Raw genomic sequence first — 26,722 nt, forward strand, 5'->3', positions numbered from 1 at the left:
CTTCGTATTTTCAGTAATAATAAGCCCTTAGAATGCAAATATTGGTTAATTTTGCAGTAAATTTTTTGCCATGAATAAATGTGATCAATGCATCGTACGACAACTTTCCTCTCTTAAAGCACTTAATAAAGACGAAGTTATAAAATTGGCTAATAGTAAGACTACGTATAAAATTAAAAAAGGTGATGCAATTTTTGAAGAAGGTGAAGTAACAAACGGCGTGTTTTGTATTAAAGATGGTGTTGGAAAACTTTCTAAATTAAGTGCAAACGGAAAAGAACAGATTGTAAAACTGGTACAAACAGGTGAACTTTTAGGACAGCGTTCCATGATTAGTAATGAACCTGCAAATTTATCTGCGAAAGCTATTGCAGATATGGAAGTTTGTTTTATTCCGAAAAGCGAAATTTTACACTTTTTTAATAATAACAATCAGTTTTCTATGAATTTGATGCAATCTGTTTGCGAAGATTTAAAAGAATCTGAAAACGATAAAATTGCTTTAGTTCAAAAAACAGTAAAACAACGTTTGGCTGAAACATTGCTTCATTTGCATGATTCCTTTGGTGAGAATGATGATAAAACTTTAAAAGTTCAACTTACAAGAGAAGAACTTGCCGGTATTATTGGTACCGCTACAGAAAGTTGTATCAGATTATTATCTGATTTTAATAAACTGGATTTGATTGAATTAGTTGGCAAAAAAATTATGCTTAAAAACATTAAGGCATTAAAAAAAATGGCTGAATAATTAAAGCTTTTTTGCTTCATTCCAAAACACATCCATTTCTGCTAAAGTCATATCCATTAAAGGTTTACCTAATTCCCCGGCTTTGCTTTCCAGATATTGAAAACGTTTAATGAATTTTTTATTGGTACGTTCTAATGCATCTTCAGGATTTACATTTAAAAAACGGGCATAATTAATCATAGAGAATAAAACATCTCCAAATTCGGCTTCAATTTTATCCTGATCTCCTGCTTCTACTTCAACTTGTAATTCCTGCAGTTCTTCCTGTACTTTATCCCAAACCTGATGCGATTCTTCCCAATCAAAACCTACGCCTTTTACTTTATCCTGAATTCGGCTCGCTTTTACTAATGCCGGTAAACTTTTAGGAACTCCTTCCAGAACAGATTTTTTACCTTCTTTCAGTTTTAACTTTTCCCAGTTTTGCTTTACTTCTTCTTCATCTTTTACAACGGTATCACTATAAATATGAGGATGACGATGAATTAGTTTTTCGCAAATTTCGTTACAAACATCAGCAATATCAAAATCATTGGTTTCTGATCCTATTTTTGCATAAAAAACAATATGCAATAATAAATCACCCAATTCTTTTTTTACTTCGTTAAGGTCATTATCTAAAATAGCATCTCCTAGTTCATACGTTTCTTCGATTGTAAGATGTCTAAGGGTTTGCAACGTTTGCTTTTTATCCCAAGGACATTGCTCGCGAAGTTCATCCATTATAATTAATAATCTTTCGAATGCCTGAAGTTGAAGTTCTTTGCTCATTGTTTTTATTTATTAGATCAAAATTAATTCATTTTACTAATTAATTCGTTTAATAAACAAAAAAAGAAGGTCAAAAGACCTTCTTTAATATATAATAATCTTTTATATTGATTCCTTGATTATTCGCCCATTTAGTGGCTGAACGTTTCTAAAATTATTCACCGGCATTATTTTTCTTAAATCTTCAATAATTTTTGAAGAAACTCCAATTGAATTTTTAAAAATATACCATTGAACGCCTTCCGTACATGGCGGAGTAGTAAGCGAACCTGTATAAGTATAATATGTTCTGTTTTCAGGCAAGACACTATTTATATTAAAATCTTCATTTATTTTTATACTTTCATTTACTTTTGCCGGTAAATATTTATCCAGAAATTCAAAAGCTTCATTGCTTTGTTTATCTTCCTGAGCCATAATTGCAATTACGGCATACTTACCATCCTTATTCATGTGAACCATGTGAACAACTAACGGATATCTAATACCACGAATAGTATGTTCTGCCGGTTCATGAAAATGGAATTGTTTTAACTCATATTTATCTCCATCGATCATAATATAATCGCCTGGCTCAAAATCAAACTGAATCGAATGTCCGTTGTTTACCACGTCATGGATTCTTGTTTTTGTGTCATAATGAAAATCAATTGGCAGTAAAGTATTATCCGTTTCTGTTTCCACAATATCAATTGGTGATTGTGCGCTTCCTCCGCAATCATTCTGATCAATTTCTGCCCAATGCTCCGGACCAGTTTCGCCTTCATAATTCCAATGTTTCTTTTCTTCCTCTTTTAAATCTTGATAAATGCTGGTTTTGTCTGTACAAGCTGCGATTGTCATCAATGCAGAAACCAGCAAAATTTTTGTCGTTAATTTTTTCATTTTATATTTAAAATTTTTAATTGTTTAAAATAAGCTCTGATATAATCTTTTTTGAAATCAACAAATTGAGTTTATAACGCAATTTTCTTCAATAATCTTAAACAATTACATATTGAGTTATTTCTTACAAAAATAAATTTTAAATTTTGTTTCATAACTAACAAAAGTCATAAAATAATAAAAAACTTACAAAAAAAATCCTGCTAAGAAAATATCTTAACAGGACTACTATAATTTTGAATATAAAAAATTACTATTCTTCTTTTTTGGCTTTTGCTTTTTTAGCAGCTGGAGCTTTTTTGGGTTTTTCTTCAACAGCAGGAGTTTATTCGGGAGTTTCAGTTGGAGCCGGAGCTAAATCTGTCACTAAACCTTTTGCCTGAAGCGTATTGTACCAGTTCAATACTTTTTTAATATCCGAAGGATAAACTCTTTCTTCATCATAATCAGAAAGGATTTCTTTGAAATAAGCTGCTAATGTAGCGTTATCTTCTTTGTGAGAAATAGCCTGACCTTTATTTTCTTTTGTTGCAATACGTTGCATTACTTCAGTCAATGGTTTTTCTCCATCGTAAGTATAAATTGAAATCTCTGATAATAAACTTACGTTACTTTTTAGGTTAACTGTAATTTTTTTTCCGTCTGTCAATGATTCTGCCACAAAACCTGTACGAGTTTGCACTTTCAATACATATAAACCTGGTTTCCCAGATATGGCTAAAATTTTCTCTAAATTCATGTTTATTAAAATTAGTATTAAGAATTTGATTTATTATATTTTTATTGAACTTGATTTCTCAAATCAATTATCTTCCTTTTTTAGCGGCAGCAAATTTCATTCTGTATTCTTGAAATGTTTTGCCTTCGGTAATATTTTTTAATTTCTTTTGTATCAAACGTTTTTTTAATGATGATATTTTATCCGTAAATAAAACTCCTTCAATATGATCGTATTCGTGCTGAATAACTCTTGCAATCAAACCATCAAAAACTTCTGTTTTCATTACAAAATCTTCTTCGCAATATTCAATAGTAACGGTTGGTTTTCTGTAAACATCTTCGCGAACATCAGGAATACTCAGGCAACCTTCGTTAAAACTCCATTCTTCACCTTCTTCGTTAAGAATTTTAGCATTGATAAAAGTTTTTTTGAAACCTTTTAAATCTTTTTGCTCATCAGCAGGTAAATCATCATCATCACTAAAAGGAGTCGTATCAATAATAAACAAACGAATAGGCACGCCTACCTGAGGGGCAGCAAGTCCTACTCCTAATGCGTTGTACATTGTCTCGTACATGTTTGCGATTATTTCTTTTAAGTTTGGATATTCCGGCGTAATTACCTCACCCACTTTTCTTAAAACAGGATCACCATATCCTACAATTGGTAAAATCATTTGTATTATTTTAATGTATTATCTAATGAAAACTCCTGAATTTAGTTCTCATAATTCAGCTGGCAAAAATAGTAAAAAATACTCAAGAATAATTCTAAAGACGTTTTATATCGCATTTTTTGCTTACTGTTTAAAATCTCATCCATAATTATGCCAAATTATTTCGTACAATTCGTACTTTTGTTAGTAAACCTCATTATATGATTGATCGTATCTCGAAATTTACCAACAGTACTTCCTTTTTAAACGCCTCAAAAGTTACTATTGCTTCTGTTGTTCCTGTTTTGATTTTGAATTTTATGGGACATTTCGAAATAGGCTTTACAATTGCCTTAGGCGCGTTTTTTACTTATCCCAGTGATGTTCCCAGCTCTTTAAGCCATAAAATAAAAGGTCTTATTGTTGCTTCATTTATAGTTTCAGGTGTTAACTTATTAGTAAATCTTGTTTATCCTTATCCATTTTTATTTTATCCTTTTTTAGTTCTTTTACTTTTTTTATGTTCGATGATTTCTGTTTATGGACAACGCGCAACTTTAGTTTCGTTTTCGGCTTTACTATCCATTTCATTGTCATTTGGTCATTTACACACTGGTTTAGAAGCTTTTCAATATTCCGGATTTATTTTTATTGGTGGAATTTTATATTTAATTGTATCGCTTGTATTTCATTTTGTACAACCTTATAAGTATGTCGAATTGCAAATTGCAGAAGGAATAAAATTAACGGCAAAATATTTGAAATTAAGAGGTGATTTATGGTCTCCCGAAGCCAATAGAAAAGCCATTATAGAGAAACAATTAAGCGTTCAGGTTGATTTGAATCTGATTCACGAGGATTTAAGAAAAATGCTTATCGGCAATCAAAACGCATCTGCAGCTACGAGCCAAAACCGAAAAATGTTACTTGTATTCATCACATTGGTAGAAATTCAGGAACTTGCTTTATACACATCATTCGATCATAGTAAACTTCATGAAAAATTTGCGAAACATCCTGATGTGCTCAGAACATATCAAAATGTAGCGTACAAACTGGCTTCGACTTTAAAGAAACTTTCTAAAAACGTACATCATATTAGTGTTTATGTTGATAAAAATGACTTGAAAAACGAACTTGACGCTCTTGAATTTGCCATTTTTGATTATGAAAAAAGCTTAGGCAAAGATGAAGCTGCCGAAGGTGTTTTGATGTTGACCAATATGCTGAAATATGCTAAAAACCAAGTCGGGAAAATTAAAATTATCCAGCGTGCTTTTTCATTGGCAATGCAGTCCTATAAATTAAAAGATAAAGACAAAGAACTCGAAAAATTCCTGACGCCTCAATATTATCCGTTGCGTACTTTAATTGAAAATTTAAGTTATTCGTCTTCTATTTTCAGACATTCATTGCGACTTACAATCACAATTATGATTGGTTTAATTATAGGTGGATTATTAAACGTTCAAAACACATACTGGATTTTGCTGACTATTGTTGTGATAATGCGTCCGGGTTATGGTTTAACCAAAGAACGTTCTTATAATCGAATTTTCGGAACTATTTTAGGCGGGGTTATTGCTTTTGGGATTGTGTTAATTATTCAAAATCACTTTGCTCTTAGTATATTATCTATTGTTTGTATGCTTTTGGGGATTTCCTTTACACAAATCAACTATAAAATTAGTGCCACTTTTGTTACTATGTATGTTGTTTTTATTTATGGAATTTTGGTTCCTAATATTGTTCAGGTGATACAATTTAGAGTTATAGATACACTTGCCGGAGCAACACTGGCTTTTTTAGCGAATCAGTTTTTATGGCCGGCGTGGGAATTTATTAATACTCCAATTCATATTGAAAATTCGATTAGAGCTAATAGAAATTATCTTAAGGAAATTGCTGATTTTTATAATAAAAAAGGAGAAATCCCAACATCATACCGATTGGCAAGAAAGAATGCTTTTGTTGAAATTGGTAATTTGATGACTTCTTTTCAGCGTATGATGCAGGAACCAAAATCGAAACAAAAAACGCTCCCACTAGTTAATAAATTGGTTGTTTTGAATCATTCGATATTATCGGCTTTAGCTTCATTATCGACTTATATTCAATCGCATCAGACAACATCAGCCTCAGAATCATTTAATTATATTATAAAAACAATACTTTCAAATTTAGATCATTCGATTTCTATTTTGCGAAATGAAGTTATTATAACGGATACTTTTTTTGATAAGGAAGATGTGACTTTGCAATTTGAAGAACTTAAACGAATCAATTTTACGCGTTTAATTAAGGATGACGAACTTGATAAGGAAACGCGTCAGGCAAAAATGCAGGAAGCCCAAATGGTCATCGAACAATTAATATGGATGAGCAATCTGGCAGAAAAGATTTTAAAAATTACGGAAGAATTTAAAGCAACAAATCCAGATTAATTCATCTGGATTTGTTATTTATTATACGTAAACTTTTAATTCGTCAGTTTTAAAACATCAGAAGTATGTTTTCTAAGTTCTGCTAAAAGTTCCGGTTTATCATTTAAAGTTTGTCCGTAAGAAGGAATCATTTTTTTCATTTTTTCTTCCCATTCCGGAGTTTTGATCTGACTTGTAAAACATCGGCTAATTAAATCTACCATAATTGCAACGGCAGTGGATGCTCCCGGAGAAGCGCCTAATAATACTGCTAAAGTTCCGTCATGTGTATTGATTACTTCCGTTCCAAATTCTAAAACTCCACCTTCTTTTTCATCTTTTTTAATTACCTGAACACGTTGTCCCGCTTTTTCAAGTTTCCAGTCTTTAGAACGTGCCGTAGGTAAATATTCGCGTAAAGCTGTCATTCTGTCTTTTGGAGATTGACGTACCTGATCTATTAAATATTTAGTTAACGGTATATTGTGAAATCCCGCTGATAACATCGGAATTAAATTATTTGCTTTTATGGATAATGGTAAATCTAAATAAGAACCATTTTTTAAGAAACGGGTTGAAAATCCTGCAAAAGGTCCAAAAAGTAATGCTTTTTCCCCATCAATTACACGTGTATCAATATGAGGAACAGACATAGGCGGCGCTCCAACACTTGCTTTTCCGTATACTTTTGTCTGATGTTTAGCAATAACTTCCGGATTTGTACACTTCAACCATTGTCCGCTTACCGGGAAACCTCCATAACCATTCCCTTCCGGAACATTTGCTTTTTCAAGTAATGGCAATGAACCTCCACCAGCTCCAATAAATACAAATTTAGTATAAGATTTTCTTGTTTGATCAGTTGTTAAATCAGTGATTTTTATTCTCCATGATTTATCCTCGCGTTGTCTCAATTTTTTTACTTCATGATTAAAGTATAAAGAAACACCATCAAGTTTTTCTAAATAATTAAACATGCTTCTGGTCAAGGCTCCAAAATTAACATCGGTACCAATTTCCATATGTGTAGCCGCTAATTTTTCATTAGTTTCCCTGCCTTCCATTACAAGTGGCATCCATTCTTTTAATTTTTCAAAATCAGAACTAAATTCCATTTGAGAAAATATAGGATTGCTTTGCAAAGCTTCGAATCTCTTTTTAAGATACTCTACATTTTTTTCTCCCCAAACAAAACTCATGTGGGGAACACTTTTAATAAAATTTTCTGGAGATGGTATCTTATTTTCCTGCACTAAGTAGGACCAGAACTGTCGGGAAATCTCAAAAGATTCTGCAATACTTATTGCTTTTTTAGGATCAATACTTCCGTCAGCCTTTTCTGGTGTGTAATTTAGCTCACAAAAAGCGGAATGTCCTGTTCCTGCATTGTTCCAAGCATCAGAGCTTTCGGCAGCAGCAACATCTAATCTTTCGTAAATTTCAATTTTTATATCAGGTTGCAGCTCTTTCAAAATTAATCCAAGAGTTGCGCTCATAATTCCAGCTCCAATAAGCACTACTTCACTATTGGAACGTATTGTATTGTCAGGCATAACAGTAATTTGTGTTTAAAGTGCAAAGGTACTTTTTATAATTGCAAAAAAAAACTAAAAATACATGATAAAAGTTATGTTTTTGCTAAAAATAAAGAACTATTAAATTAAAACTAGAGAAAAATTAAAAACGTTTTGAAGAAAGATAATCCTGAAGCATAATTGTAGCCGAAATTTCGTCAATTAATCCTTTATCCTGACGCTTCTTTTTACTCAATCCGCTATCAATCATGGTCTGAAATGCCATTTTGGATGTAAAGCGTTCATCAACACGAACTACTTTCATGTCAGGAAAAATATTAGAAAAATGAGTTACAAAACCTTTAATTAAAGGAGCACTTTCTGAGGGTTGTCCGTTCATTTGTTTAGGTTCGCCAATTAAAACTGCTTCTACTTTTTCCTTTAAAAAATAATCTTTCAAAAAATCTATTAAAGTATTAGTTGGAACCGTCGTTAAACCCGAAGCTATAATCTGCATTTCATCTGTAACAGCGATTCCTGTACGTTTTTGTCCGTAATCTATGGATAGAATTCTTGGCATTTTGTAATTTTTATCAAAGATAACTATTTTTAATTTTCAGATTCTTTAGAGAACGAAAAATTTCGTTTCGTTAAAGGATCATTAATTTAACAAATAAATCAAAATAAAAACATCTTTATAGCCATTGAAAAACAACATTAACACACTATTCTTTAAATTTTATAAGAAATTTAACATAATATCAGATTATAAATAAAAAATACAATTTTAAAATACTTTATTCTTAAAAAACTTCAATTTCTATGTAAATTTTTCGTTAAGTTTGCGCGCCCAATTAAACAGTTTAATCACACAAAAAAATCTATAAATATTTAAATTCAACTAAGTCCATATGACTAATTATAAAAAAAGCATTGCTTTATTTTTGAAACGATTTTTTTTAATTATTGTGATTTACCAGTTTAGCAGATTGTTGTTTTTCTTTATGAATTTAAACTTGTTTGAAAATTTTACTTTTCAAACATTTTTAGGCGGATTAATTTTTGATATTGCTGCAATTGCTTACATAAATATTATATTTTTAATTGCGCATTTACTTCCCGGAAATTTTAAATATACTCCTGCTTATCAAAAATATCTTAAAATTTCATTTTACGTTGCAAATCTTATGTTTATTGCAACAAATTTTATTGATATTATTTATTATCGTTTCACAGGCAGAAGAAGCACTTTTGGTATGATTACTGCAAAAGGCATGGAACATGAAGCGATGGGACTTATACCTTCTTTTTTAAAAGAATTCTGGTATATCTGGCTTATATTCATAATTATAAGTTTCTTGTTTTGGAAATTAATTCCAAATTTGAATAAAAATTTAGTACCGCAAAAGTTAACAAGAAAAGATTATTATATTAAGTATACTTACTTACTGTTTTCAATAATTATAATATTGCTTGCAAGCCGCGGAGGATTTAGAAAAAAACCTATAAAAATCGTTGACGGAATTAAATACGGTGCACTTAGCAATACTGCATTAGTTTTAAACACGCCATTTACAATTTTAAAAACTATTACAAAAAAGGAAGACATTGACAACGTAAAATATTTTGACAATAATGAACTTGTTTCAATTTATAATCCGGTTATCTCCTTAAAACCAAAAAATGCTGCCGTTAAAAAAAACGTAGTGATTTTAATTTTAGAAAGTTTTGGAAATGAAAATATTGCGCGTGGACAAACTCCTTTTTTAGATTCTCTTATTACAAAATCATATTATTTTAAAAATGGATTCGCAAACGGAAAAGTTTCTATAGATGCTGTTCCGTCAATACTTTCGAGCATTCCTAGTTTGATGAATAACTCATTTATATCTTCAAGCTATTCTTTAAATAAAATAAATGGTCTTCCGAAGATTTTTAAGAAGGAAGGATACAATACTTCATTTTTTCATGGTGCTTTTAATGGCAGTCAAAACTTTGATCAATATGCTAAAGTAGCAGGTTTTGATCATTATTTTGGCAAAGATCAATATACAGGAAAAGAAGCTTTTGACGGAAAATGGGGAATTTTTGACGAAGAATTTCTACAATTTTACGCCACAAAATTATCCTCTTTCAAACAGCCTTTCTTTAGTTCGCTGTTTACGATTTCTTCACACAATCCTTATGTTATTCCTGATAAATATAAAGAGAAATTTCCAAAGGGAACAACTGATATTCAGGAAAGTATTGCCTATACAGATTATGCTCTGAGAGAATTTTTTAAGACTGCAAAAAAGCAAAGCTGGTACAAGAATACTTTATTTGTGCTGTCATCTGATCATACTTCGTCAGGAGGAAATAAAGATATTGATAAAACAAATATTGGAAAATTTAGGATTCCAATACTTTTTTTCGATCCGTCTAATCCTAAATTAATCGGTGTTGATGAAAAAAACTTTCAGCAAATTGATATTATGCCAAGTATATTGGATTATCTGAACATAAAAACTGATATGGTAAGTTTTGGAAAAAGCTACAAATCAAAACAAAGTTTTGTGGTTTATTATCTTCAGGGAACTTATCATTATATAAAGGACGACTATTATCTTGCTTTTGCAAATAACCAGACAATTGGTTTGTATGATTGGAAAAAGGACGTTTTATTGAAAAATAATTTAATGAAAAAAGATCCGTCAAAAGTAAAGGAATACGAAAAATTCCTAAAAGCTTATATTCAATCTTTTAATGAAAGGGTGACCAGTAATAAGTTAGCGATTTAAAATTTAGACAATAGAAAAAAGTCCGTTTGAAAAACTCAAAACGGACTTTATCCAAATATTCAAAACCTAAAAAATCCCTACCTGCTAAATAGTCTGCTAAAAAAACCTCTTTCTTCTTCCTCTTCCTCCTCGTCTATTGCGCGTTCGTCATATTGAGCAAATTTTGCATGACCTTTTTCATGTTCAAAAATCAAATCTTTGATATATTCAACATAACTTTTCTTTTTTTCTTCTAAAAATCCAATAAGGTATTTTTCGCTGAATTCCATACCGCTTGCTCCTTCAATTTGCAATAGTTTTTTGTACAAAGGTTCAATATGTAATGCGATAACTTCTTGAGGAACAGCCTGACGTCTTCCAAAATAATTTACAATAACATCATTTTCATCTCTTGAGATTTCAAAATCGGTTATGACCCAGTAATACCTTCCTGATTTTGCTAAGTTTTTTACAATGGCATGAAAGTTTTTTCCGTTTTTAAGATTTTCCCAGAGTACTTTAAAAATTACTCTAGGCATATCAGGATGGCGAATAATATTATGTGGCTGTCCCATTAATTCATAATCTTCATATCCTGAAACGTCTACAAATACTTCATTAGCATATTCAATAATGCCAAAAGCGTTTGTTTTACTCATAATGACCTGAGTTTTGTCCCATGAGACTTCTTTATCTATAATAGTTTTTTGTCCTTGAAGATGATTTTCCTGATTCATGTCTTGCTAGTTAATGATTTGTTTTGGAATACTATTTTTAATTTCTTAAATGTTTATAGAAATTAATGACGCAAAATTAATCAGAACAAAAAACTCAAAACCTGATTTTTGTCATATTCTGACATTTAAAAAACTTATAGAGGATATCTAGGTCAATAAAATTCAGTAAGGGAGAATTTTTATTTATCAAATTAAAAACAAAAAGTTAAATCTGTAACATTATCAAAAGCTTTTACCTTTTTGCATTTGCACAAATACGCTATCTTTGCCAAAAATTAAAACTTATGAATTCTTTACAAACTATAATTGAACAAGCTTGGGAAAACAGAGCTTTACTACAAGAAACTACTACAACTGATGCTATCAGACAAGTGATAGAATTGGTTGATACAGGAAAATTACGTTGTGCTGAACCAGTTGGTGATAAGTGGCAGGTAAACGAATGGGTAAAGAAGGCTGTTGTTATGTATTTCCCAATTCAAAAAATGGAAACATGGGAATCTGGTATTTTCGAATATCACGATAAAATGTTGCTAAAAAGAGGTTTTGCTGAAAAAGGAATTCGTGTAGTACCTAATGCTGTTGCCCGTTATGGAGCTTACATTTCAAGCGGCGTTATCCTGATGCCTAGTTATGTAAACATTGGTGCATATGTTGACGAAGGAACTATGGTTGATACTTGGGCAACTGTTGGTAGTTGTGCTCAAATTGGTAAAAATGTACACTTAAGTGGTGGAGTTGGTATTGGTGGAGTTTTAGAGCCATTACAAGCTGCTCCGGTAATTATAGAAGATGGAGCTTTTATTGGTTCTCGTTGTATTGTTGTCGAAGGTGTTCACGTAGGTAAAGAAGCTGTTCTTGGTGCTAACGTTTGCTTAACTGCTTCAACAAAAATTATTGATGTAACAGGTAATGAGCCAGTTGAAATGAAAGGTTTTGTTCCTGCCCGTTCAGTTGTGATTCCTGGAAGTTATACTAAAAAATTCGCTGCCGGTGAATTTCAGGTTCCATGTGCTTTAATCATTGGTACCCGTAAACCATCTACAGATTTAAAAACTTCATTAAATAATGCGCTTCGTGAATATGATGTAGCAGTGTAATATGATATAATCCTCCATAAAAAAAATTAAAAAATCCATTCTTTCTTACTATTAGAAAGAATGGATTTTTTTTGTCAAAAATCAGAAAAAAAATTATACTATTGTACAACTTTTGCAAGCAAAAATTAAAGAAAGAAAATAGGAAAAAAAATAGAATTCTAAAATATTACTAATGTCTAAAGAAGGTAAAAAATTATCTGTTATTATATTAACTTACAATGAAGAATTCTATATTGCTGATGCAATTCAATCTGTTGCATTTGCTGACGAAATAATTGTTTTAGATTCACATAGTACTGATTCTACTGCTGAAATTGTTTCAAATCTGGGAGCGAAACTTATTTATAGAAAATTTGATAATTATTGCAACCAAAGAAATCATGCCATTAGTTCTGCCACTGGAGAATGGGTTCTTTTTCTGGATGCTGACGAAAGAGTTTCTGATAAACTTAAGCATGAAATTCTTGAATGCATTACTTTAAATAAATTTGATGCTTACAGAATTTGGTTTCCTCACTTTTTTATGGATCGTTTCTTATTTCATTACACTGATAAAGTAACGCGCTTGGTAAAAAATGACAATATTCGTTTTGAAAATGAAGTGCATGAAAAATTAATCCTAAAATGCAAACCTGTTGTATTAAAAAACTACATGATACATTATACTTATAAAGGTTTATCTCATTTTATAAGTAAAAAAGATAAATATGCATGGTTTCAGGCAAATATGTCATTTAATAAGGGTAAAAAAACAACTCTTTTTTTATTATTCTTTAAACCACTCTACCGTTTTTTTCATACTTATTTTATAAAAAGAGTTTATCTTGATGGGGTTCCCGGACTTGCAGCAGCTTCAATCGATGCTTATGGTGTTTTTTCAAGATATGCTAAGATGTTATTGCTGGAAAAAAATCTAGAATAGTTTTAATTTACCAAATTTTATTTTTAGTCGGAAAACTATTAGGTTATCTAAACCTTTAATATCTATACGTTTAATTTCATAAGTATCCTTAAATGGAAATGTATTAGGACGATTGCCAATTTTTAATCCAAATTTCATTTTGTTTTGGCTAAGTAATGCCTTAAAATTTGCTTTTTCTGTACTTTTTTTAGGGTAATTTCCGTAAGGATATGCAACTGCAGGATATACATTTAAATTGTGAGTGTTGATTTCCTGTTCACATTTTAAAAAATCATCCTGAATTTCTAAAGCATTTAATTCCTGATATCTATTGTGTTCATAAGAATGGTAACCAAGTTCAATTATGTCCGGTGGCAATTGTTTTAATTGCTCAATTGTCATTATTTTTTGTGCAGATTCTCCGTTTTCATTCCATAAATCTGTTTTTGCGATATATTTAAAAGGAATAAAAAAACTGGCTTTTAATTTGTATTTTTCTAATAAAGGCAAGGCATAAATCAATTGATTTTCAGTAACGTCATCAAAAGTAAGGACAATACTTTTTTCTGGAATTGATTTCATTTTTTCTAAGTCAGAAAAATGGAATGTTTTATAATTGTTGTCTGTTAGATATTGAAATTGTCTTTCTAAATTATGTGCCGAAACTGTCAATTTATTACTACCTGATTTAGATTGACAAATGTTATGATACATTAAAATTGGTAATTTGGACATTTTAATTATTTTTCGACAAAGTTATTTATTTTAAGATTATTTTTGATGAAAAAATCAAAAATCGTGTCAATCAAAAACATAAGCATTATCTCACTTTGTTATAATGATGAGATCTATATAAAAAAACATATTAAAAATTTATCATTTGCCCAAGAAATTATCTTAATTGATAATAACAGCACAGATAAAAGCGTTTCAATTGCAGAGGAAGCAGGTATAACTGTAATTCAGCAAAGTGAAAATAACAGGGCCGATATCATACAATCAACAATTAATTCTGCAGCGAACAATTGGGTAATAGTAATTAATGTTACAGATTTTTTATCTCCGGAACTTATAAATGAGTTCACTACAGAAATTGATAAATCAAAAGCTGCTGAATGTTATTTTGCCGGACAAACTTTATTTTTCTTTGGCAAAACAATAAAATACGGTGTGTTTTTAAATAAAAAGAAACTTTTGATTTTTGATAAAACAAGATTCTCATACTCAGAAGATTTTAATCGTAATCCGCCTAAAAGATTAAAACTTTTCAAAAATAAAATAAATTCTTTTTCTTATAAAAACTTTGAAGACTTTAACAGCAGACTAAATTTAATTAGAAAAGAAGAAGCTTTGGTTTTATTTCAAAAGAATAAAAAACCAAATATTTATCATTTTTTCATGAAACCTTTTTTTCTTTTTATAAATCAATATTTTTTTAAATTAGGATTTCTAAATGGCCGTGAAGGATTTATTTTGGCTTATATTAGTTCTTTTTCCGTTTTAAAACGTTATTTTATTCTATGGTTATTATACCGAAATATGGATTGATTTTTTTTTTAAAACAAAAAATATCACCCAATTATCAAACCCTATAAAACTCCATTTGTAAATGAAAATATTAGTTATACAGCAAAAAAGAATTGGTGATGTACTAGTAAGCAGTATTTTGTGTAATTCTCTTAAGCAACAATATCCGGATTCAGTTATAGACTTTATGTGTTATTCTAATTGTAAAGATGTTTTAATTGGCAATCCCAATATTGATTCTGTAATTATACTTCCGGAAAAAACACGAAAATCGTATCCATCTTTATTTAAGTTTTTCTTTGAAATCAGATCTAAGAAATATGATATATTAATTGATGTTTATGGAAAATTAGAAACAAATTTAATTACTCTGTTTTCAGGCTCTAAATATAAAATATCATATTATAAATGGTATTCGTCTTTATTTTATAATTATAATACGAAACGGTTAAAAAAAGAGGAGCCGGCAAAATACGGACAAGCGATAGACAATCGCCTTTTATTATTAAATTCATTAAAGCTGGACGATACTAAAATAGATCCGCATCCAAAATTATTTGTAAATCAAAAAGAAAATCAGGATGCAATTACTCTTTTTGCCAACCACCAAATAAGCAACAGCAAAAAAATTGTGATGATAAGTTTATTAGGGAGCGAAAAATCAAAAACATATCCTTCTGAATATATGGCAAAAGTTATTGACCATGTGGCCAATAACAGAGACATTCAAATACTTTTTAATTATTTTCCAAATCAAATTGAAGAGGCAAAAAGAATACTTCAATTATGTACAAAAAGTACACAGGAAAAAGTATTTTTTGATTTATTAGGTAGTGACCTCAGGTCATTTATTGCAATAATGAATCAGTGTGATTTTATTATTGGAAATGACGGAGGCGCCATAAATATGGCAAAAGCTCTTAATAAACCTTCCTTTACAATTTTTTCTCCACACGTTGATAAAAATGACTGGGCTACTTTTGAAGATGGTTTACAAAATATCTCGGTGCATCTAAGTGATTATAATCCTGAATTAATAAATGGTCTTACAAATAAAGAAATAAAAGCAATTATATCTTCCTTATACGATAAATTCAATCCTGAATTATTCGAAGATAAACTTAGCTTTTTTCTAAATCAGCATCAATAATAAACCGAAACATTTATAATTACAAAACAAAAAACAGAATAGTTTAACCGCTACTCTTTGCTCATTTTGAGCTACTATTTTTTGATGCGAATGTATTTAAACAAAAAGATTTAGAGAACAGTAAAAAATGTTTTCTAAATCTTTTTTATTTTACTTCATTTGCAAATCAATCAATATTTAATAAAACATTTTCATTAAAGCCATTAATATCGAAGTAATAATTACGAAAGTAGTATCTCGCTTTTTTAAGAGATTCTTGTAATTATTATTTCGCAATTAAAACATATTTCTTTACTTTATTAATATTAAGCAATTTAATTTTAAAGATGTACTGTTCAAAAAATACAAATATTCTTAAATGTCTATATTTAATAACAGGGTTAATAATGATAAATTAATAAAATAAAAACTCTCTTTTCATGAATACATTTTCTAAAAATAAAATAAGTGGACTCGTAATCACATTTAATGAAGAAAATCATATAGAAGAATTAATCAAAAACATGAATTTTGTAGATGAACTAATCATCGTTGATTCTTTTAGTACTGATAAAACAGTCGAAATTGTAAAATCTTATAGTCATGTAACCTTAATTCAAAATAAATTTGAAGATTACACTAAGCAACGAAATTTAGCTCTTTCATACGCGAACCATAATTGGATTCTATTTTTAGATGCTGACGAAAGAATTCCTGATGCTTTACGTGATGAAATAATTGAAACTGTAAATTCTCCTGTAACAAAAAATGCGTACTATTTTGTTCGCAAATTTATGTATAAAAATAAACCTCTACATTTTAGCGGATGGCAGACTGATAAAAATTTCAGGCTTTTTAAAAAAGACAAAGCATCCTATATCAGCACGCGTTTAGTACACGAAACACTATACGTGCAAGGTTCTGTTGGGATTTTAAAACACAAACTAATTCATTATTCATTTTCAGATTATACCATTTATAAAAACAAAATGATTAGTTATGGAAAACTAAGAGCAAAAGAGCTTTTTTTAAAACAAAAAAAAACAAATCTAATTCAGCTTTATTTAAAACCAGTCTACAAATTTTTATATGATTACCTGATAAGATTAGGCATATTAGATGGAAAAAAAGGAATTGTAATTTGTTATTTAAATGCTCTAAGTATCTATGTGCGGTATAAAGAATTAAAAAAACTTAATAATAATAATAATAATAATAATAATCTCAAATAGAATTTAAAAATTAACTTTAAAAAAAAGACAAAAACCATATTCTTATTAATGGTTCTTGTCCTTTCTTATATTGATATTGCTTTTAATTCTATTCGATTTTAACCTTCATACAATTACTTTTTCCAGAATTTCAGTTTCTTTTTCAAGTTCTTTTTTCTATAGAATTGCTCCTGAAAATCAGCTGTGAACTTCCATAAAGTATCAAAAGTTTTTTGCTCAGGTTCTCCATATAATTTTGAATATTCATTGCTCATTACAGCGACCATTTCCTTTAAAGGAGTCAAACGGCATAAATTTTTCATTCGCATTTCAAAAGTCATCGAATCATGAAATTTCATTCTGTTTAAATCGACGAGAAAAAAATCATAATTTCCTTCTGTATTTTTTTTTATTAAAGTATTACCTGGCGAATGGTCTAAAAATTCAATTCCTTTTTCGTGAAGCTCAAAACTAAATTTGGTAAATTGTCTTAGTATATTGTCATGATCAGGAAAATTCGGAATTTCTACAAGCTCCCTAAAGGTTAAGTCCGTGATTAAATGCTCACTTGCATAATAACTGTCTCTTAGCCCAATACTATTAAAATTTTCAAGAAACGCGATTGGTTGCGGAGTACCCACGCCGTTTTGTAATAAAATTGTAGCAAACTCAAAAGAGCGTCTCGCCTTTGATTTTCTAAAATATTTGTACGCAACTTTATTAATGATATTAGGAATTTTAAATGACTTTATATTTATAGTTTTTCCATTAACATCAAATAATTTAATTTTATTACGATCTCCATTTCCAAAAAGTTCTCCTGAAGTATGAAAATTTTGAAAAAGAGAAAGTACCTCTTGTGAAGTTATAATTGCGCCGGAAAATTTATATTTTGTAATCATAGTATATACAAAAAATGTGTTTAATATTGATTAATTATTGGTTTCCAAAAGTGGATCACTTTAGGTTTATTGATACCGTGACAACCAAACGGAAGTTCATTATTTGTTAATTTCATACCAAGATCTGGTTTTCGGTCCAAAGCAAAAAATGCCCCTTCTTTATAATTGGGGATTTTGAAATTTTTATCAAATTCAGGAGCTTTCAATGACCAGAAAACATCTTCGATAGCATAGATTTTCTTTTCTTTTTCAGTTAAAAAATCAGAAATAAATTGTTGATGTTCTTTTGTAATCGCCAAATGTGATGCTACTTTACGAAGGGAAAAACCTCCATTGCCAACTTTAAAGAAAATTTGCTGCCTTTCTCTTTTCTTTTTAGACCAAAAAATTCTCGCAATTTTATCAAAAATTTTCATTCCTAATGAATCAACTGGCGTCGCTAACCACGGCGATCCTATATAATCGTAACCTTTATTACACCAATTTTTTAACTCATCTTTAAAAACAAAAGCGTCTAATTGATAAATTAGAATATATTCAGCATCCGGAAAACTTTCATAAAATAATGGTTTTAATAACAATTCATTGTATCCATTTATACTTGAAAAATAATGTTTAGGAAAACTCTTAGAGGTAATTTTTTCAAACTTTTGAGATAAAAAAGAAAGATCTAATCCCTCCGGATGCGCAATTACAATTTCATAATCCTTTAAAACTTTGCAGCATTGCAAAAAAGATTTTTCTTCAAGTTCACCAAAAAATTCCCTATAAACAGGAATTACTATTTTTACAAGATTCTGAGACATGTTACAATTTTATTTTAAATTTAAATTTACATCAAACTTTCAAGTCACTTGTTGTAAAAAAACTTTTGATTAGAATTTATTTCAAATTCTGAATAATACAGCAAAAATAATCTTATAAACAAGAAAATACTTGATTACTTATAAAAATTTAATTCAAAATAAAATATTCAGGCAAAAGCAACACCATTAACCAATTCAATAAATTATTGAAATGATTTATAATTACTACTTTTACAAACTGATCTATAAAATATATTACCAAGATAATGAACGAAGAAATAATAAAGGCATACGAAATCATCAAAGAAGGAGGGATTATTCTTTATCCTACTGATACCGTTTGGGGAATAGGCTGCGATGCTACAAATCCTGAAGCTGTTGCCAAAATATACAAACTAAAACAACGTGCCGAAACGCAAAGCATGATTGTATTGATGAATGGTGAAAAAATGATGTATAATGTGTTTAAAAATATCCCCGAAGTAGCTTGGCAAATTTTAGATGTATCTGAAAAACCAACAACTTTAATACTGGATGAACCAAGAAACGTGGCGCCAAATATTATTGCACCAGACAATTCATTAGGAATTCGTATTGTAAAAGAGCCTTTTTGCTTTAAATTATTAGAGCGAATGAAGAAACCTTTAGTTTCAACTTCGGCAAATATTTCAGGTCAGCCCACTCCTATTGCGTTCAAAGATATCAATCCGGAAATCATAAAAGGTGTTGATTATGTGGTAAACCTATATCGGGATAAAGTGGCAGGAAAACCATCAACAATAATAAAACTGACAAAAGATTCGCAGGTAAAAGTGATTCGTAAATAACTTTAGATTTTAGATTGCAGATTTTAGATTTTCTAAAATCTGCAAAAAAAACTTTGAACCTTTACCCCTCTGTACCTCTGAACCTTTTTTTAAATACTTTTCAAACACTCAATCAACCATTCAATATCTTCTTTTGTGTTATAATGACTAAATGAAATTCGGAGATTTGGGAGTTTTAAATCTGTTTCTGAAAGCATTTCTTTTAAAACATGCGAAGGTTTTATACTTCCGGATTGACATGCACTTCCTCTTGAAACTGCAATTCCTTTCATATCTAAACTAAACAAAAGCATAGATGTTTTATCAGCAGAAAAAGGTAAAATAATATTTATAATATTGTAAAAATCCTCTTTTTTACCGTTGATTCTAAAGCCCGAAAAATGAGTTTCAAGCTGATCGATCAGATAAGTTTTTAAGTCTGAAATATACTTTCTTTCCTCTTCTAAATTTTCATATGAAAGAGACAAAGCTTTTGCCATTCCCGCAATTTGATGTACAGCTTCTGTTCCCGCACGAAGTCCTTTTTCTTGTTCTCCGCCAAAAATTAAAGGCTGTAAACCTGAGTTTTTTCGAATAAAAGCAAAGCCAACTCCTTTTGGTCCATGAAATTTATGTGCACTTGCAATAATAAAATCCAGAGGAATCTTTTGCAGATCAATTTCCGTTTTCCCAATAGACTGAACGGTATCTGAATGAAATAAGGTATTGTATTGTTTGCAGATAACCCCAACTCTGTCCAGGTCTAAAATAGTTCCTGTTTCGTTGTTTACGTGCATTAAACTCACAATTGTCTTTTTTTCTTCGGATAGTAAATTAGACAAATGTGTTAAATCGATACTTCCGTCAGGATTTATATTCACATAATCCACCTGAACATTATATTCAGATTCTAATACTAAAACAGTATGCAAAACAGCGTGATGCTCTATTTTAGTAGTAATGATGCGTTCTATTTTAAGATCTTCAACCGCAGAACGAAGAATCCAGTTATCAGCTTCGGTTCCGCCGGAAGTAAAAATAATTTCCTGTGCAGAACAATTTAAATGTTTGGCAATACTTTTTCTGGAAAGCTCTAAAATAGTCTTTCCATTTCGTCCAAAACTATGAGTAGAAGATGGATTACCAAAATCTTCTGCCATAACTTTAGTCATTTCCTGAATCACTTCAGGACGCATAGCGGTTGTAGAGGCGTTATCGAGGTATACTTTTTTCATTACGGCAAAGTTATGAAATATCAATTGTGAAATCTTAAATATCATTTGCCAAATTTTTCACTATTTTTGACGTCAAATAAAATTACGATGAAAAAATATGCAAGCCTTCTGCTTTTCGCACTATTATTAAACGGTTGCGATGATGGTGATTTAACAGTAGACACTATTGATTTTGACGATACAAGTATTACATCTCAAAGCTGTGATCCCTTGACAAATAATTTAATATACAGACTTAAAACTCAGGAATCGTTGCTGATTCAATTGCCTAATGATAGAATTATAAACGATCCAACACTTGAGGGTAAACCATTAATCTACGATATCGACAATTCACTTTATCGTGTAGTTTACAGAGCTTATGATGGTACGGTTGCAACAGCTAATATTTGTGGCGCAATACCTCCAACATCACCTAAAGTAACAGAAGAATGGCAGGCAACAGCCGGACAAATTGTAATTACTACTACACCTATTACAGATAATACTGCAACCGACGGAAGTACTAAAATTACGGGTTATAATCATAATATTAATTTTAGAAATATTACTTTTTTAAAACCTTCAGGACCACAAGTTGAGGAAGAATTTAGTTTTGGAGACTATAAAACAACCGTTACTCCGGTAGTTGTAAGTTTTACTGATGAGAATGCTGATTACTGTTCGGATACAAAGAAAATCTACAACGATAATACCGTATCTTCTTTGGTTCTTGAAAATATAGCCGATTTAATTGTTAATGAAGCAACTCCAACGGGTACACCAAGAACTAGTTTAATTAATCTAAGCGGAACAACAAACAAACTTTACTACAGAACTTATAGTGGTGGTTTACCTGTTGATACAAAAAGCTATTTTTGCACAGAAAAAACGCCAACAACCCCAGCAGTTCTTGATACATGGGTTGGGCAGGATGGAGTTGCAAATGTAAGCGGTACAATAGAGGTTACTACTACAAATGATCTTAAAGTATTTAGACATAAAGTTGTTTTGAAAAATGCAACTCTTCAAAAAGGAAACAGCACTTTTAAGCTAGCAACTACATTTGTTTTAGGAACAGTAACTGTTGTAGTACCATAATTCCGAAACTACTAAAAAAACTTTTATTTCTTACAAAAAAACGTCCGTTTTTCAAACTGATTTAATTACAAATCAGAACGAAAAACGGACGTTTTTTTATGCTTGAAAAACAACAAATTCAGATGTAAAAAACATCTTATTTATTGTTTTGCCTAAAATAAACTTCGGTGGCACCTAAGCCATATTTTTGATAATTGCCATCTTGAAAATCAATTCCGTCGTAACGCCCCAATAAAAAATCAAGTTCGGCTTTTAGGATTCCTTCACCGACACCATGAATAAAAACGATTTTCGGGATGCGATTTTTAATTGCAAATTCAATATGTCTTTTTGCAGTTTCAGTCTGCAGAGTCAGAATATCATAATTTGACATTCCGCGTTTATTGGGCACAAGTTTTTCGATGTGCAAATCAAATTCAGGAGCAGGAATTTCGCGTTTATCCTTCTTTTCTTTTACAAAACTCCTTGCTTTTGGCTCCGTTTTCTCTTTTATAATCTCATCTAAATCAATTCTTCTAATGGAATTCATTAAATTACTGGATTCTTGCATTTTAAGCAATTCATTGACAAAAAATGTCATCGTAAATCCATCTTCGGTTTCAATCAAAACCTCGTTGTTTTTCACTGAAACTACTGTTCCGTTTATGGCTTCGTCTAATACTGAAACCTTATCTCCTTTAGTCAACATCTTGTTCTTCTTTATCTTGATTTTTACTAGGCGTTTTAGCACTCAATTGCATCATTCCAAACATGAATACTACAATTGCAATTACCGTAATATAAATGTTTTTTTTTGGTGAAACCTGCTCATATAACGCAACCGAAATAGCAAGAATCATTATTATAATTTTAAAAGCTTTCATTTTTTTAAGTATAAGATTTCAAAAGTATGAAACTTTAAAATAGTACATCACTTCTGTTTGAATCTCGTCAAACATTTTTTCTTCAAAATTGTAAAAACAAACACTCATATTCCGAAAATTATATATGATTTAATACTGTATAAAACACTTATGAAAATCCAATTTTTACAATGTATTTGCTCTGCTTTTTATTCTTACTTTTTCAAAGAGAATTTTCGGCAATATTCAGAACGTTTTCTATCCTATTTTACTCTTTTTATTTTTGATTTTTTCCGAATTGAAATTCTCTTCAAATTACTTTTTTATCTGATTCAAAATATCATTCATCATCTCAATTTGCACTTTCTGAATTTCAATTAATTCTTGTTGCTGATGCATAATCAAATGATCAATTTTATCGTGAATCATTCTAATTTCAAGTTCTGATTTCAGGTTAATCATATAATCTTTTTTAGCACGATTTCGATCTTTTTCTTCCTGACGATTTTGGCTCATCATAATTACCGGAGCCTGCAAAGCTGCAATACATGATAAAATCAAATTCAGTAAAATAAACGGATATGGATCAAAACCTTTGTTGACTAAAATGTAAACATTGGCAGAAATCCAGACAATAATAAAAAATAAAAAGGAAAGTATAAAAGTCCAGCTTCCGCCAAAATCAGCTACTTTATCGGCAATTTTTTGACCAAAACTTCTGGTCTCTTCTTCATCTTCAACAATGCTCACAATTGATTTATCTTCTTTTAAAGAAGTAATAACACTTTTTTCAAGATCAGAAAGTGTTCCGATTTCTGTAGACAAATAGTTCGAAATGTATATTTGACGGTATTTATTTAACTCCTTTACTCCAATGCAATCAGTATCATTAAAAGATGGAAAATCTTTAATTATAAGTCCCAAAATAGGATCATGAATAGATTTTCCCCAAATTTTCTCACTTTCAGGAAAAGAAACATCCGAAATGGAACTTTTAAAAGTCGAATTATTTTTCATTTTATATAAATTTTACTGGCTAATTTACGCATTTAACTTCTTTAGAATCATATAAAAAAGCAGCAATTAATATTATTCCATTTATAACAAATACGATTCTCAGCACAAAATTTCTTTAGATAATTCGTGTCCTTATTTACAAAAAACGCACTACTTTTAGCGTTTTAAATATCCACTCAATTTTACAATTGTGACTAAAGACACTATCATACAAAATATTAAGGCTTTAAAAAGCCATTTAAATATAAATTACGGAATCAAAACCAAGACTGAAGATTTTACCGAGAAGCTTTTTTATACCCTTTTTGATTCGAATGCTGATTTAGACGAAAGCATCAACGAACTCGAAGTATGCTTTAAGGAAATTGCTGTTTTAGCCTGCAAAAAACCATCAAATTTATGTGGATCAATTTGGGATAGATTTTTGGAGAAATTACCAGGTGTTCTTGAAAAGCTAAATCAGGATGCGGAATATATTCTTGAAAACGATCCTGCATCAAATAGTATTGATGAAGTTTATTTAGGTTATCCAGGATTTTTTGCCATTGCAATTTATAGATTAAGCCATGAATTATACCATCTGGATTTGTTACTATTTTCGAGATTAATGAGCGAATACGCGCATAGAATTACTGGAACTGATATTCATGCCGGAGCTCATATTGCTTCTCCGTTTTTTATTGATCACGCCACAGGAATTGTTATTGGCGAAACAACCGTAATTAAAAAGAACGTAAAAATTTATCAGGGCGTTACTTTGGGCGCTTTGAGCGTAAGCAAGGAAATGAAAAATGCCAAAAGACATCCCACCGTAGAAGCTAATGTTTGCATTTATGCCAATGCTACTATTTTAGGTGGAGAAACTATCATTGGCGAAAATAGTATTGTGGGAGGAAATGCCTGGATAACAAAATCGATTCCTGAAGGTTCTATCGTAACCAATACTACTACAACTGAAGTTAAAATAAAAGAAAAAAAATGAACGCACAAAAATTGGTTAACCTAATTGGAAACACTCCATTGATGGAAACTGTCAATTTGGTTAAAAATAAAAATGTAAAACTTTTACTAAAATTAGAAGGAAATAATCCCGGCGGAAGTGTAAAAGACAGAGCTGCTTATAACATGATTGCCGCTGCTCTAGAAAGAGGTGATATTAAAAAAGGCGACAAACTAATTGAAGCTACAAGCGGTAACACAGGAATTGCTCTGGCAATGATTGCACAATTGTTTCAAATTGAAATAGAATTAATATTACCGGAAGATTCAACAAAAGAAAGAACTCAAACTATGAGAGCTTATGGCGCTACAGTAATTTTAACGCCTGCCAGCGAAGGAATTATTGGCTCAAGGGATTATGCCGACAAAAAAGTGGCTGAAGGCGGTTATTTAATGCTAAATCAATTTGCGAACGATGATAACTGGAAAGCACATTATAAAACCACAGGACCTGAAATCTGGAACGATACTGACGGAACGGTTACACACTTTGTTTCGGCAATGGGAACAACCGGAACTATCATAGGAACTTCGACTTATTTGAAAGAAAAAAATCCCGCAATTCAAATCATTGGTGCACAACCAAGCGACGGATCACAAATTCCCGGAATACGCAAATGGCCAAAGGAATATTTACCTAAAATTTTTGATGCTTCAAAAGTAGACAGCGTAATTGATGTAAGCGAAGAAGAAGCTAAAGAAATGACCAAAAGATTAGCCCTTGAAGAAGGTGTTTTTGCCGGAATGAGCAGCGGAGGTTCTGTTGCCGTTGCCTTAAAAATAGCCGAACAATTAGAATCTGGCGTAATCGTTGCCATTATATGCGATCGCGGTGATCGTTATTTGTCTTCGGATTTATTTGATTGAAGTTACTAAGCTTCTGAGTTGCTAAGGTTCTAAGTTTCCTTAACTATAAGTATAAATACGAGTAATTTTCTATTTTAAAACCTTAGCAACTCAGCAACTTAGCTTCTTAGAACCTCACTTTCAAACTCAATTCTAAACTCGGCACCTTTATTTTTGCCTTCGCTTGTTGCGCTTAAAGTTCCTTTGTTTTTTTCGATGATCTTTTTGCACAGGTATAAACCAATTCCGGTTGAGGATTCATTTGCAGTTCCTAATCGGCTCATTTTAGTAAATTTCTTAAATAATTCATCAATCTGATTTTTATCAAAGCCAATACCTTTATCCAAAACAGTTATTACCAACTTTGAATTTTCATTGTAAATTCTAACTTTAACTTCGCTGTCAAAATAGGAGAATTTAATAGCATTACTAATTAAATTTACTAAAACCTGAATCAGCAAACCTTCATCAATTCTAAGTTTAGCCTCACTAAGTTCTAAACTCAAATTCAATTTTATATTTTTTTCAATCAAACGCTGTTCCAGCTGTTCATTAATAAAAGGCACAATTCCATGCAACAAAATGTTTCTGCTTTCCTGATTGCCTTTTACAACACGATCCTGTTCCTGCAATAATTTGATGAAATTTTCGATATATCTAAATTGCAAATTTGTCGATTCACATATTAATTCGGCTAATTGCCGAATTGATTCTGATGGGTTTTCGCTAATAATTAATTTCGCCAAACCCTGAGGATTTCCTGCAAAATTTTTCAAATCGTGCGAAAGCATATAAATCAAATCTTGTTTTTCATTTATAAAACTTTCGGCTTCATAAATAGATTCCTGAATATTACACATTAATAAACCGGCTTCGTCTTCATATTCTGTTGGTAAAACAGATAATTTTCTATTATTCCTGTAATCATTTAATGATTTTGATGCAATAGAAATTGGCTTAATTAATTGATTTAAAATCAAAAGTGTTATTAAGGTAGCCAGCAAAGTCATCATCAATGAGAAAATTAAAATTGATGTAGGCGATACACTATGATTATAATACAGGACGAAAAACAAAATTCCGATCAGAGGAATATGTATTCCTA

At 30.5% G+C, this 26,722-nt stretch carries 27 protein-coding genes; 12 read left to right on the forward strand and 15 right to left on the reverse strand.

What is annotated here, in order from left to right; genetic code table 11:
• The first annotated feature begins 70 nt into the window (after nucleotides 1-70).
• A complete protein-coding gene (locus ACHZDT_RS23025) occupies nucleotides 71-751 on the forward strand; it encodes a Crp/Fnr family transcriptional regulator (RefSeq protein WP_394777036.1) in 681 nt (226 codons plus the stop codon).
• Here ACHZDT_RS23025 and mazG read toward each other — a convergent pair whose 3' ends face one another.
• The 4 genes from mazG to def all read right to left on the reverse strand — a co-directional run bounded on the left by mazG (nucleotide 752) and on the right by def (nucleotide 3,804).
• Nucleotides 752-1,522, reverse strand: coding sequence for a nucleoside triphosphate pyrophosphohydrolase (gene mazG, locus ACHZDT_RS23030; RefSeq protein ID WP_394777037.1), 771 nt, complete (start codon nucleotides 1,520-1,522; stop codon nucleotides 752-754).
• A gap of 102 nt (nucleotides 1,523-1,624) precedes the next feature.
• Nucleotides 1,625-2,407, reverse strand: a complete 783-nt coding sequence (locus ACHZDT_RS23035) for a carbonic anhydrase (RefSeq protein WP_394777038.1) — start codon at nucleotides 2,405-2,407, stop codon at nucleotides 1,625-1,627.
• 325 nt (nucleotides 2,408-2,732) lie between these two features.
• A complete protein-coding gene (locus ACHZDT_RS23040) occupies nucleotides 2,733-3,146 on the reverse strand; it encodes a DUF5606 domain-containing protein (RefSeq protein WP_394777039.1) in 414 nt (137 codons plus the stop codon).
• Between the two features lie 67 nt (nucleotides 3,147-3,213).
• Nucleotides 3,214-3,804: a peptide deformylase gene (gene def, locus ACHZDT_RS23045; protein ID WP_394777040.1), complete on the reverse strand. Its 591-nt coding sequence runs from the start codon at nucleotides 3,802-3,804 to the stop codon at nucleotides 3,214-3,216.
• Nucleotides 3,805-4,004: 200 nt separating this feature from the next.
• Between def and ACHZDT_RS23050 the strand changes: the two genes are divergently transcribed.
• Complete coding sequence (locus ACHZDT_RS23050; RefSeq protein ID WP_394777041.1) at nucleotides 4,005-6,227, forward strand: FUSC family membrane protein; 2,223 nt, start codon at nucleotides 4,005-4,007, stop codon at nucleotides 6,225-6,227.
• Nucleotides 6,228-6,262: 35 nt separating this feature from the next.
• On the opposite strand, the gene ACHZDT_RS23055 is transcribed toward ACHZDT_RS23050, so the two are convergent.
• Both ACHZDT_RS23055 and ruvX read right to left on the reverse strand, forming a co-directional pair.
• Entirely contained in the window at nucleotides 6,263-7,759 is a 1,497-nt protein-coding gene (locus tag ACHZDT_RS23055) for a malate:quinone oxidoreductase (RefSeq protein WP_394777042.1), read from the reverse strand.
• 124 nt (nucleotides 7,760-7,883) lie between these two features.
• The gene (ruvX, locus tag ACHZDT_RS23060) at nucleotides 7,884-8,300 is read right to left on the reverse strand and encodes a Holliday junction resolvase RuvX (protein ID WP_394777043.1); all 417 of its coding nucleotides are present in this window, start codon (nucleotides 8,298-8,300) and stop codon (nucleotides 7,884-7,886) included.
• Nucleotides 8,301-8,631: 331 nt separating this feature from the next.
• Here ruvX and ACHZDT_RS23065 point away from each other — a divergent pair, with 331 nt between their 5' ends.
• A complete protein-coding gene (locus ACHZDT_RS23065) occupies nucleotides 8,632-10,500 on the forward strand; it encodes an LTA synthase family protein (RefSeq protein WP_394777044.1) in 1,869 nt (622 codons plus the stop codon).
• Between the two features lie 77 nt (nucleotides 10,501-10,577).
• Here ACHZDT_RS23065 and ACHZDT_RS23070 read toward each other — a convergent pair whose 3' ends face one another.
• Nucleotides 10,578-11,216 carry a PAS domain-containing protein gene (locus ACHZDT_RS23070; RefSeq protein ID WP_394777045.1) on the reverse strand — a complete coding sequence of 213 codons (639 nt, stop codon included), beginning with the start codon at nucleotides 11,214-11,216 and terminating at the stop codon, nucleotides 10,578-10,580.
• A 284-nt stretch (nucleotides 11,217-11,500) separates the two neighbouring features.
• On the opposite strand from ACHZDT_RS23070, the gene ACHZDT_RS23075 reads away from it, so the two are divergent.
• Both ACHZDT_RS23075 and ACHZDT_RS23080 read left to right on the forward strand, forming a co-directional pair.
• On the forward strand, nucleotides 11,501-12,316 hold the full coding sequence (locus ACHZDT_RS23075; RefSeq protein WP_394777046.1) for a 2,3,4,5-tetrahydropyridine-2,6-dicarboxylate N-succinyltransferase: 816 nt from the start codon (nucleotides 11,501-11,503) through the stop codon (nucleotides 12,314-12,316).
• A gap of 172 nt (nucleotides 12,317-12,488) precedes the next feature.
• Nucleotides 12,489-13,238, forward strand: coding sequence for a glycosyltransferase family 2 protein (locus tag ACHZDT_RS23080; protein ID WP_394777047.1), 750 nt, complete (start codon nucleotides 12,489-12,491; stop codon nucleotides 13,236-13,238).
• Here ACHZDT_RS23080 and ACHZDT_RS23085 read toward each other — a convergent pair.
• Nucleotides 13,230-13,952: a polysaccharide deacetylase family protein gene (locus ACHZDT_RS23085; protein WP_394777048.1), complete on the reverse strand. Its 723-nt coding sequence runs from the start codon at nucleotides 13,950-13,952 to the stop codon at nucleotides 13,230-13,232. The two genes, ACHZDT_RS23080 and ACHZDT_RS23085, sit on opposite strands and share 9 nt — an antisense overlap.
• Nucleotides 13,953-13,997: 45 nt before the next feature.
• Between ACHZDT_RS23085 and ACHZDT_RS23090 the strand changes: the two genes are divergently transcribed.
• The 3 genes from ACHZDT_RS23090 (at nucleotide 13,998) to ACHZDT_RS23100 (ending at nucleotide 17,105) form a co-directional block, all read left to right on the forward strand.
• Nucleotides 13,998-14,765: a glycosyltransferase gene (locus ACHZDT_RS23090; RefSeq protein ID WP_394777049.1), complete on the forward strand. Its 768-nt coding sequence runs from the start codon at nucleotides 13,998-14,000 to the stop codon at nucleotides 14,763-14,765.
• Nucleotides 14,766-14,826: 61 nt separating this feature from the next.
• Nucleotides 14,827-15,894: a glycosyltransferase family 9 protein gene (locus tag ACHZDT_RS23095; protein ID WP_394777050.1), complete on the forward strand. Its 1,068-nt coding sequence runs from the start codon at nucleotides 14,827-14,829 to the stop codon at nucleotides 15,892-15,894.
• A 419-nt stretch (nucleotides 15,895-16,313) separates the two neighbouring features.
• Nucleotides 16,314-17,105 carry a glycosyltransferase family 2 protein gene (locus ACHZDT_RS23100; protein WP_394777051.1) on the forward strand — a complete coding sequence of 264 codons (792 nt, stop codon included), beginning with the start codon at nucleotides 16,314-16,316 and terminating at the stop codon, nucleotides 17,103-17,105.
• A gap of 113 nt (nucleotides 17,106-17,218) precedes the next feature.
• Here ACHZDT_RS23100 and ACHZDT_RS23105 read toward each other — a convergent pair whose 3' ends face one another.
• Complete coding sequence (locus ACHZDT_RS23105; RefSeq protein ID WP_394777052.1) at nucleotides 17,219-17,986, reverse strand: Kdo domain containing protein; 768 nt, start codon at nucleotides 17,984-17,986, stop codon at nucleotides 17,219-17,221.
• Nucleotides 17,987-18,006: 20 nt separating this feature from the next.
• Nucleotides 18,007-18,792, reverse strand: coding sequence for a DUF5672 family protein (locus ACHZDT_RS23110; RefSeq protein ID WP_394777053.1), 786 nt, complete (start codon nucleotides 18,790-18,792; stop codon nucleotides 18,007-18,009).
• Nucleotides 18,793-19,058: 266 nt separating this feature from the next.
• Between ACHZDT_RS23110 and ACHZDT_RS23115 the strand changes: the two genes are divergently transcribed.
• Nucleotides 19,059-19,619, forward strand: coding sequence for an L-threonylcarbamoyladenylate synthase (locus ACHZDT_RS23115; protein ID WP_394777054.1), 561 nt, complete (start codon nucleotides 19,059-19,061; stop codon nucleotides 19,617-19,619).
• A gap of 89 nt (nucleotides 19,620-19,708) precedes the next feature.
• On the opposite strand, the gene ACHZDT_RS23120 is transcribed toward ACHZDT_RS23115, so the two are convergent.
• Nucleotides 19,709-20,833, reverse strand: a complete 1,125-nt coding sequence (locus ACHZDT_RS23120) for a cysteine desulfurase family protein (protein ID WP_394777055.1) — start codon at nucleotides 20,831-20,833, stop codon at nucleotides 19,709-19,711.
• A gap of 87 nt (nucleotides 20,834-20,920) precedes the next feature.
• On the opposite strand from ACHZDT_RS23120, the gene ACHZDT_RS23125 reads away from it, so the two are divergent.
• Nucleotides 20,921-21,913, forward strand: coding sequence for a hypothetical protein (locus ACHZDT_RS23125; RefSeq protein ID WP_394777056.1), 993 nt, complete (start codon nucleotides 20,921-20,923; stop codon nucleotides 21,911-21,913).
• A gap of 136 nt (nucleotides 21,914-22,049) precedes the next feature.
• Here the strand turns inward: ACHZDT_RS23125 and ACHZDT_RS23130 are convergent, their stop codons facing one another.
• From ACHZDT_RS23130 to ACHZDT_RS23140, 3 genes are all read right to left on the reverse strand, one after another.
• Nucleotides 22,050-22,601, reverse strand: coding sequence for a Smr/MutS family protein (locus tag ACHZDT_RS23130; protein WP_394777057.1), 552 nt, complete (start codon nucleotides 22,599-22,601; stop codon nucleotides 22,050-22,052).
• Nucleotides 22,591-22,776, reverse strand: a complete 186-nt coding sequence (locus ACHZDT_RS23135; RefSeq protein WP_394777058.1) for a hypothetical protein — start codon at nucleotides 22,774-22,776, stop codon at nucleotides 22,591-22,593. The genes ACHZDT_RS23130 and ACHZDT_RS23135 overlap by 11 nt, the downstream gene beginning before the upstream one ends.
• A 294-nt stretch (nucleotides 22,777-23,070) precedes the next feature.
• On the reverse strand, nucleotides 23,071-23,772 hold the full coding sequence (locus ACHZDT_RS23140; protein WP_394777059.1) for a DUF1003 domain-containing protein: 702 nt from the start codon (nucleotides 23,770-23,772) through the stop codon (nucleotides 23,071-23,073).
• A gap of 190 nt (nucleotides 23,773-23,962) precedes the next feature.
• Here ACHZDT_RS23140 and ACHZDT_RS23145 point away from each other — a divergent pair, with 190 nt between their 5' ends.
• Nucleotides 23,963-24,754 (forward strand): serine O-acetyltransferase, encoded by a 792-nt coding sequence (locus ACHZDT_RS23145; protein ID WP_394777060.1) that lies wholly within the window; start codon nucleotides 23,963-23,965, stop codon nucleotides 24,752-24,754.
• The gene (gene cysM / locus ACHZDT_RS23150; RefSeq protein ID WP_394777061.1) at nucleotides 24,751-25,638 is read left to right on the forward strand and encodes a cysteine synthase CysM; all 888 of its coding nucleotides are present in this window, start codon (nucleotides 24,751-24,753) and stop codon (nucleotides 25,636-25,638) included. The genes ACHZDT_RS23145 and cysM overlap by 4 nt, the downstream gene beginning before the upstream one ends.
• Nucleotides 25,639-25,736: 98 nt before the next feature.
• Here the strand turns inward: cysM and ACHZDT_RS23155 are convergent, their stop codons facing one another.
• Complete coding sequence (locus ACHZDT_RS23155; RefSeq protein WP_394777062.1) at nucleotides 25,737-26,630, reverse strand: sensor histidine kinase; 894 nt, start codon at nucleotides 26,628-26,630, stop codon at nucleotides 25,737-25,739.
• Nucleotides 26,631-26,722 lie beyond the last annotated feature (92 nt).

The sequence above is a fragment of the Flavobacterium sp. genome, assembly GCF_043722275.1.
Classification (GTDB): domain Bacteria; phylum Bacteroidota; class Bacteroidia; order Flavobacteriales; family Flavobacteriaceae; genus Flavobacterium.

What these genes read in the sequence shown, in the direction of transcription:
- ACHZDT_RS23110 (WP_394777053.1), bottom strand. Translation starts at nt 18,792, where the DNA reads ATGTCTCAGAATCTTGTAAAAATAGTAATTCCTGTTTATAGGGAATTT.
- ACHZDT_RS23115 (WP_394777054.1), top strand. Translation starts at nt 19,059, where the DNA reads ATGAACGAAGAAATAATAAAGGCATACGAAATCATCAAAGAAGGAGGG.
- ACHZDT_RS23075 (WP_394777046.1), top strand. Translation starts at nt 11,501, where the DNA reads ATGAATTCTTTACAAACTATAATTGAACAAGCTTGGGAAAACAGAGCT.
- ACHZDT_RS23040 (WP_394777039.1), bottom strand. Translation starts at nt 3,146, where the DNA reads ATGAATTTAGAGAAAATTTTAGCCATATCTGGGAAACCAGGTTTATAT.
- ACHZDT_RS23055 (WP_394777042.1), bottom strand. Translation starts at nt 7,759, where the DNA reads ATGCCTGACAATACAATACGTTCCAATAGTGAAGTAGTGCTTATTGGA.
- ACHZDT_RS23070 (WP_394777045.1), bottom strand. Translation starts at nt 11,216, where the DNA reads ATGAATCAGGAAAATCATCTTCAAGGACAAAAAACTATTATAGATAAA.
- ACHZDT_RS23140 (WP_394777059.1), bottom strand. Translation starts at nt 23,772, where the DNA reads ATGAAAAATAATTCGACTTTTAAAAGTTCCATTTCGGATGTTTCTTTT.
- ACHZDT_RS23105 (WP_394777052.1), bottom strand. Translation starts at nt 17,986, where the DNA reads ATGATTACAAAATATAAATTTTCCGGCGCAATTATAACTTCACAAGAG.
- ACHZDT_RS23125 (WP_394777056.1), top strand. Translation starts at nt 20,921, where the DNA reads ATGAAAAAATATGCAAGCCTTCTGCTTTTCGCACTATTATTAAACGGT.
- ACHZDT_RS23100 (WP_394777051.1), top strand. Translation starts at nt 16,314, where the DNA reads ATGAATACATTTTCTAAAAATAAAATAAGTGGACTCGTAATCACATTT.
- def (WP_394777040.1), bottom strand. Translation starts at nt 3,804, where the DNA reads ATGATTTTACCAATTGTAGGATATGGTGATCCTGTTTTAAGAAAAGTG.
- ruvX (WP_394777043.1), bottom strand. Translation starts at nt 8,300, where the DNA reads ATGCCAAGAATTCTATCCATAGATTACGGACAAAAACGTACAGGAATC.
- ACHZDT_RS23155 (WP_394777062.1), bottom strand. Translation starts at nt 26,630, where the DNA reads ATGATGACTTTGCTGGCTACCTTAATAACACTTTTGATTTTAAATCAA.
- ACHZDT_RS23090 (WP_394777049.1), top strand. Translation starts at nt 13,998, where the DNA reads ATGAAAAAATCAAAAATCGTGTCAATCAAAAACATAAGCATTATCTCA.
- ACHZDT_RS23095 (WP_394777050.1), top strand. Translation starts at nt 14,827, where the DNA reads ATGAAAATATTAGTTATACAGCAAAAAAGAATTGGTGATGTACTAGTA.
- mazG (WP_394777037.1), bottom strand. Translation starts at nt 1,522, where the DNA reads ATGAGCAAAGAACTTCAACTTCAGGCATTCGAAAGATTATTAATTATA.
- ACHZDT_RS23120 (WP_394777055.1), bottom strand. Translation starts at nt 20,833, where the DNA reads ATGAAAAAAGTATACCTCGATAACGCCTCTACAACCGCTATGCGTCCT.
- ACHZDT_RS23050 (WP_394777041.1), top strand. Translation starts at nt 4,005, where the DNA reads ATGATTGATCGTATCTCGAAATTTACCAACAGTACTTCCTTTTTAAAC.
- ACHZDT_RS23035 (WP_394777038.1), bottom strand. Translation starts at nt 2,407, where the DNA reads ATGAAAAAATTAACGACAAAAATTTTGCTGGTTTCTGCATTGATGACA.
- ACHZDT_RS23130 (WP_394777057.1), bottom strand. Translation starts at nt 22,601, where the DNA reads ATGTTGACTAAAGGAGATAAGGTTTCAGTATTAGACGAAGCCATAAAC.
- ACHZDT_RS23065 (WP_394777044.1), top strand. Translation starts at nt 8,632, where the DNA reads ATGACTAATTATAAAAAAAGCATTGCTTTATTTTTGAAACGATTTTTT.
- ACHZDT_RS23085 (WP_394777048.1), bottom strand. Translation starts at nt 13,952, where the DNA reads ATGTCCAAATTACCAATTTTAATGTATCATAACATTTGTCAATCTAAA.
- ACHZDT_RS23025 (WP_394777036.1), top strand. Translation starts at nt 71, where the DNA reads ATGAATAAATGTGATCAATGCATCGTACGACAACTTTCCTCTCTTAAA.
- ACHZDT_RS23135 (WP_394777058.1), bottom strand. Translation starts at nt 22,776, where the DNA reads ATGAAAGCTTTTAAAATTATAATAATGATTCTTGCTATTTCGGTTGCG.
- cysM (WP_394777061.1), top strand. Translation starts at nt 24,751, where the DNA reads ATGAACGCACAAAAATTGGTTAACCTAATTGGAAACACTCCATTGATG.
- ACHZDT_RS23080 (WP_394777047.1), top strand. Translation starts at nt 12,489, where the DNA reads ATGTCTAAAGAAGGTAAAAAATTATCTGTTATTATATTAACTTACAAT.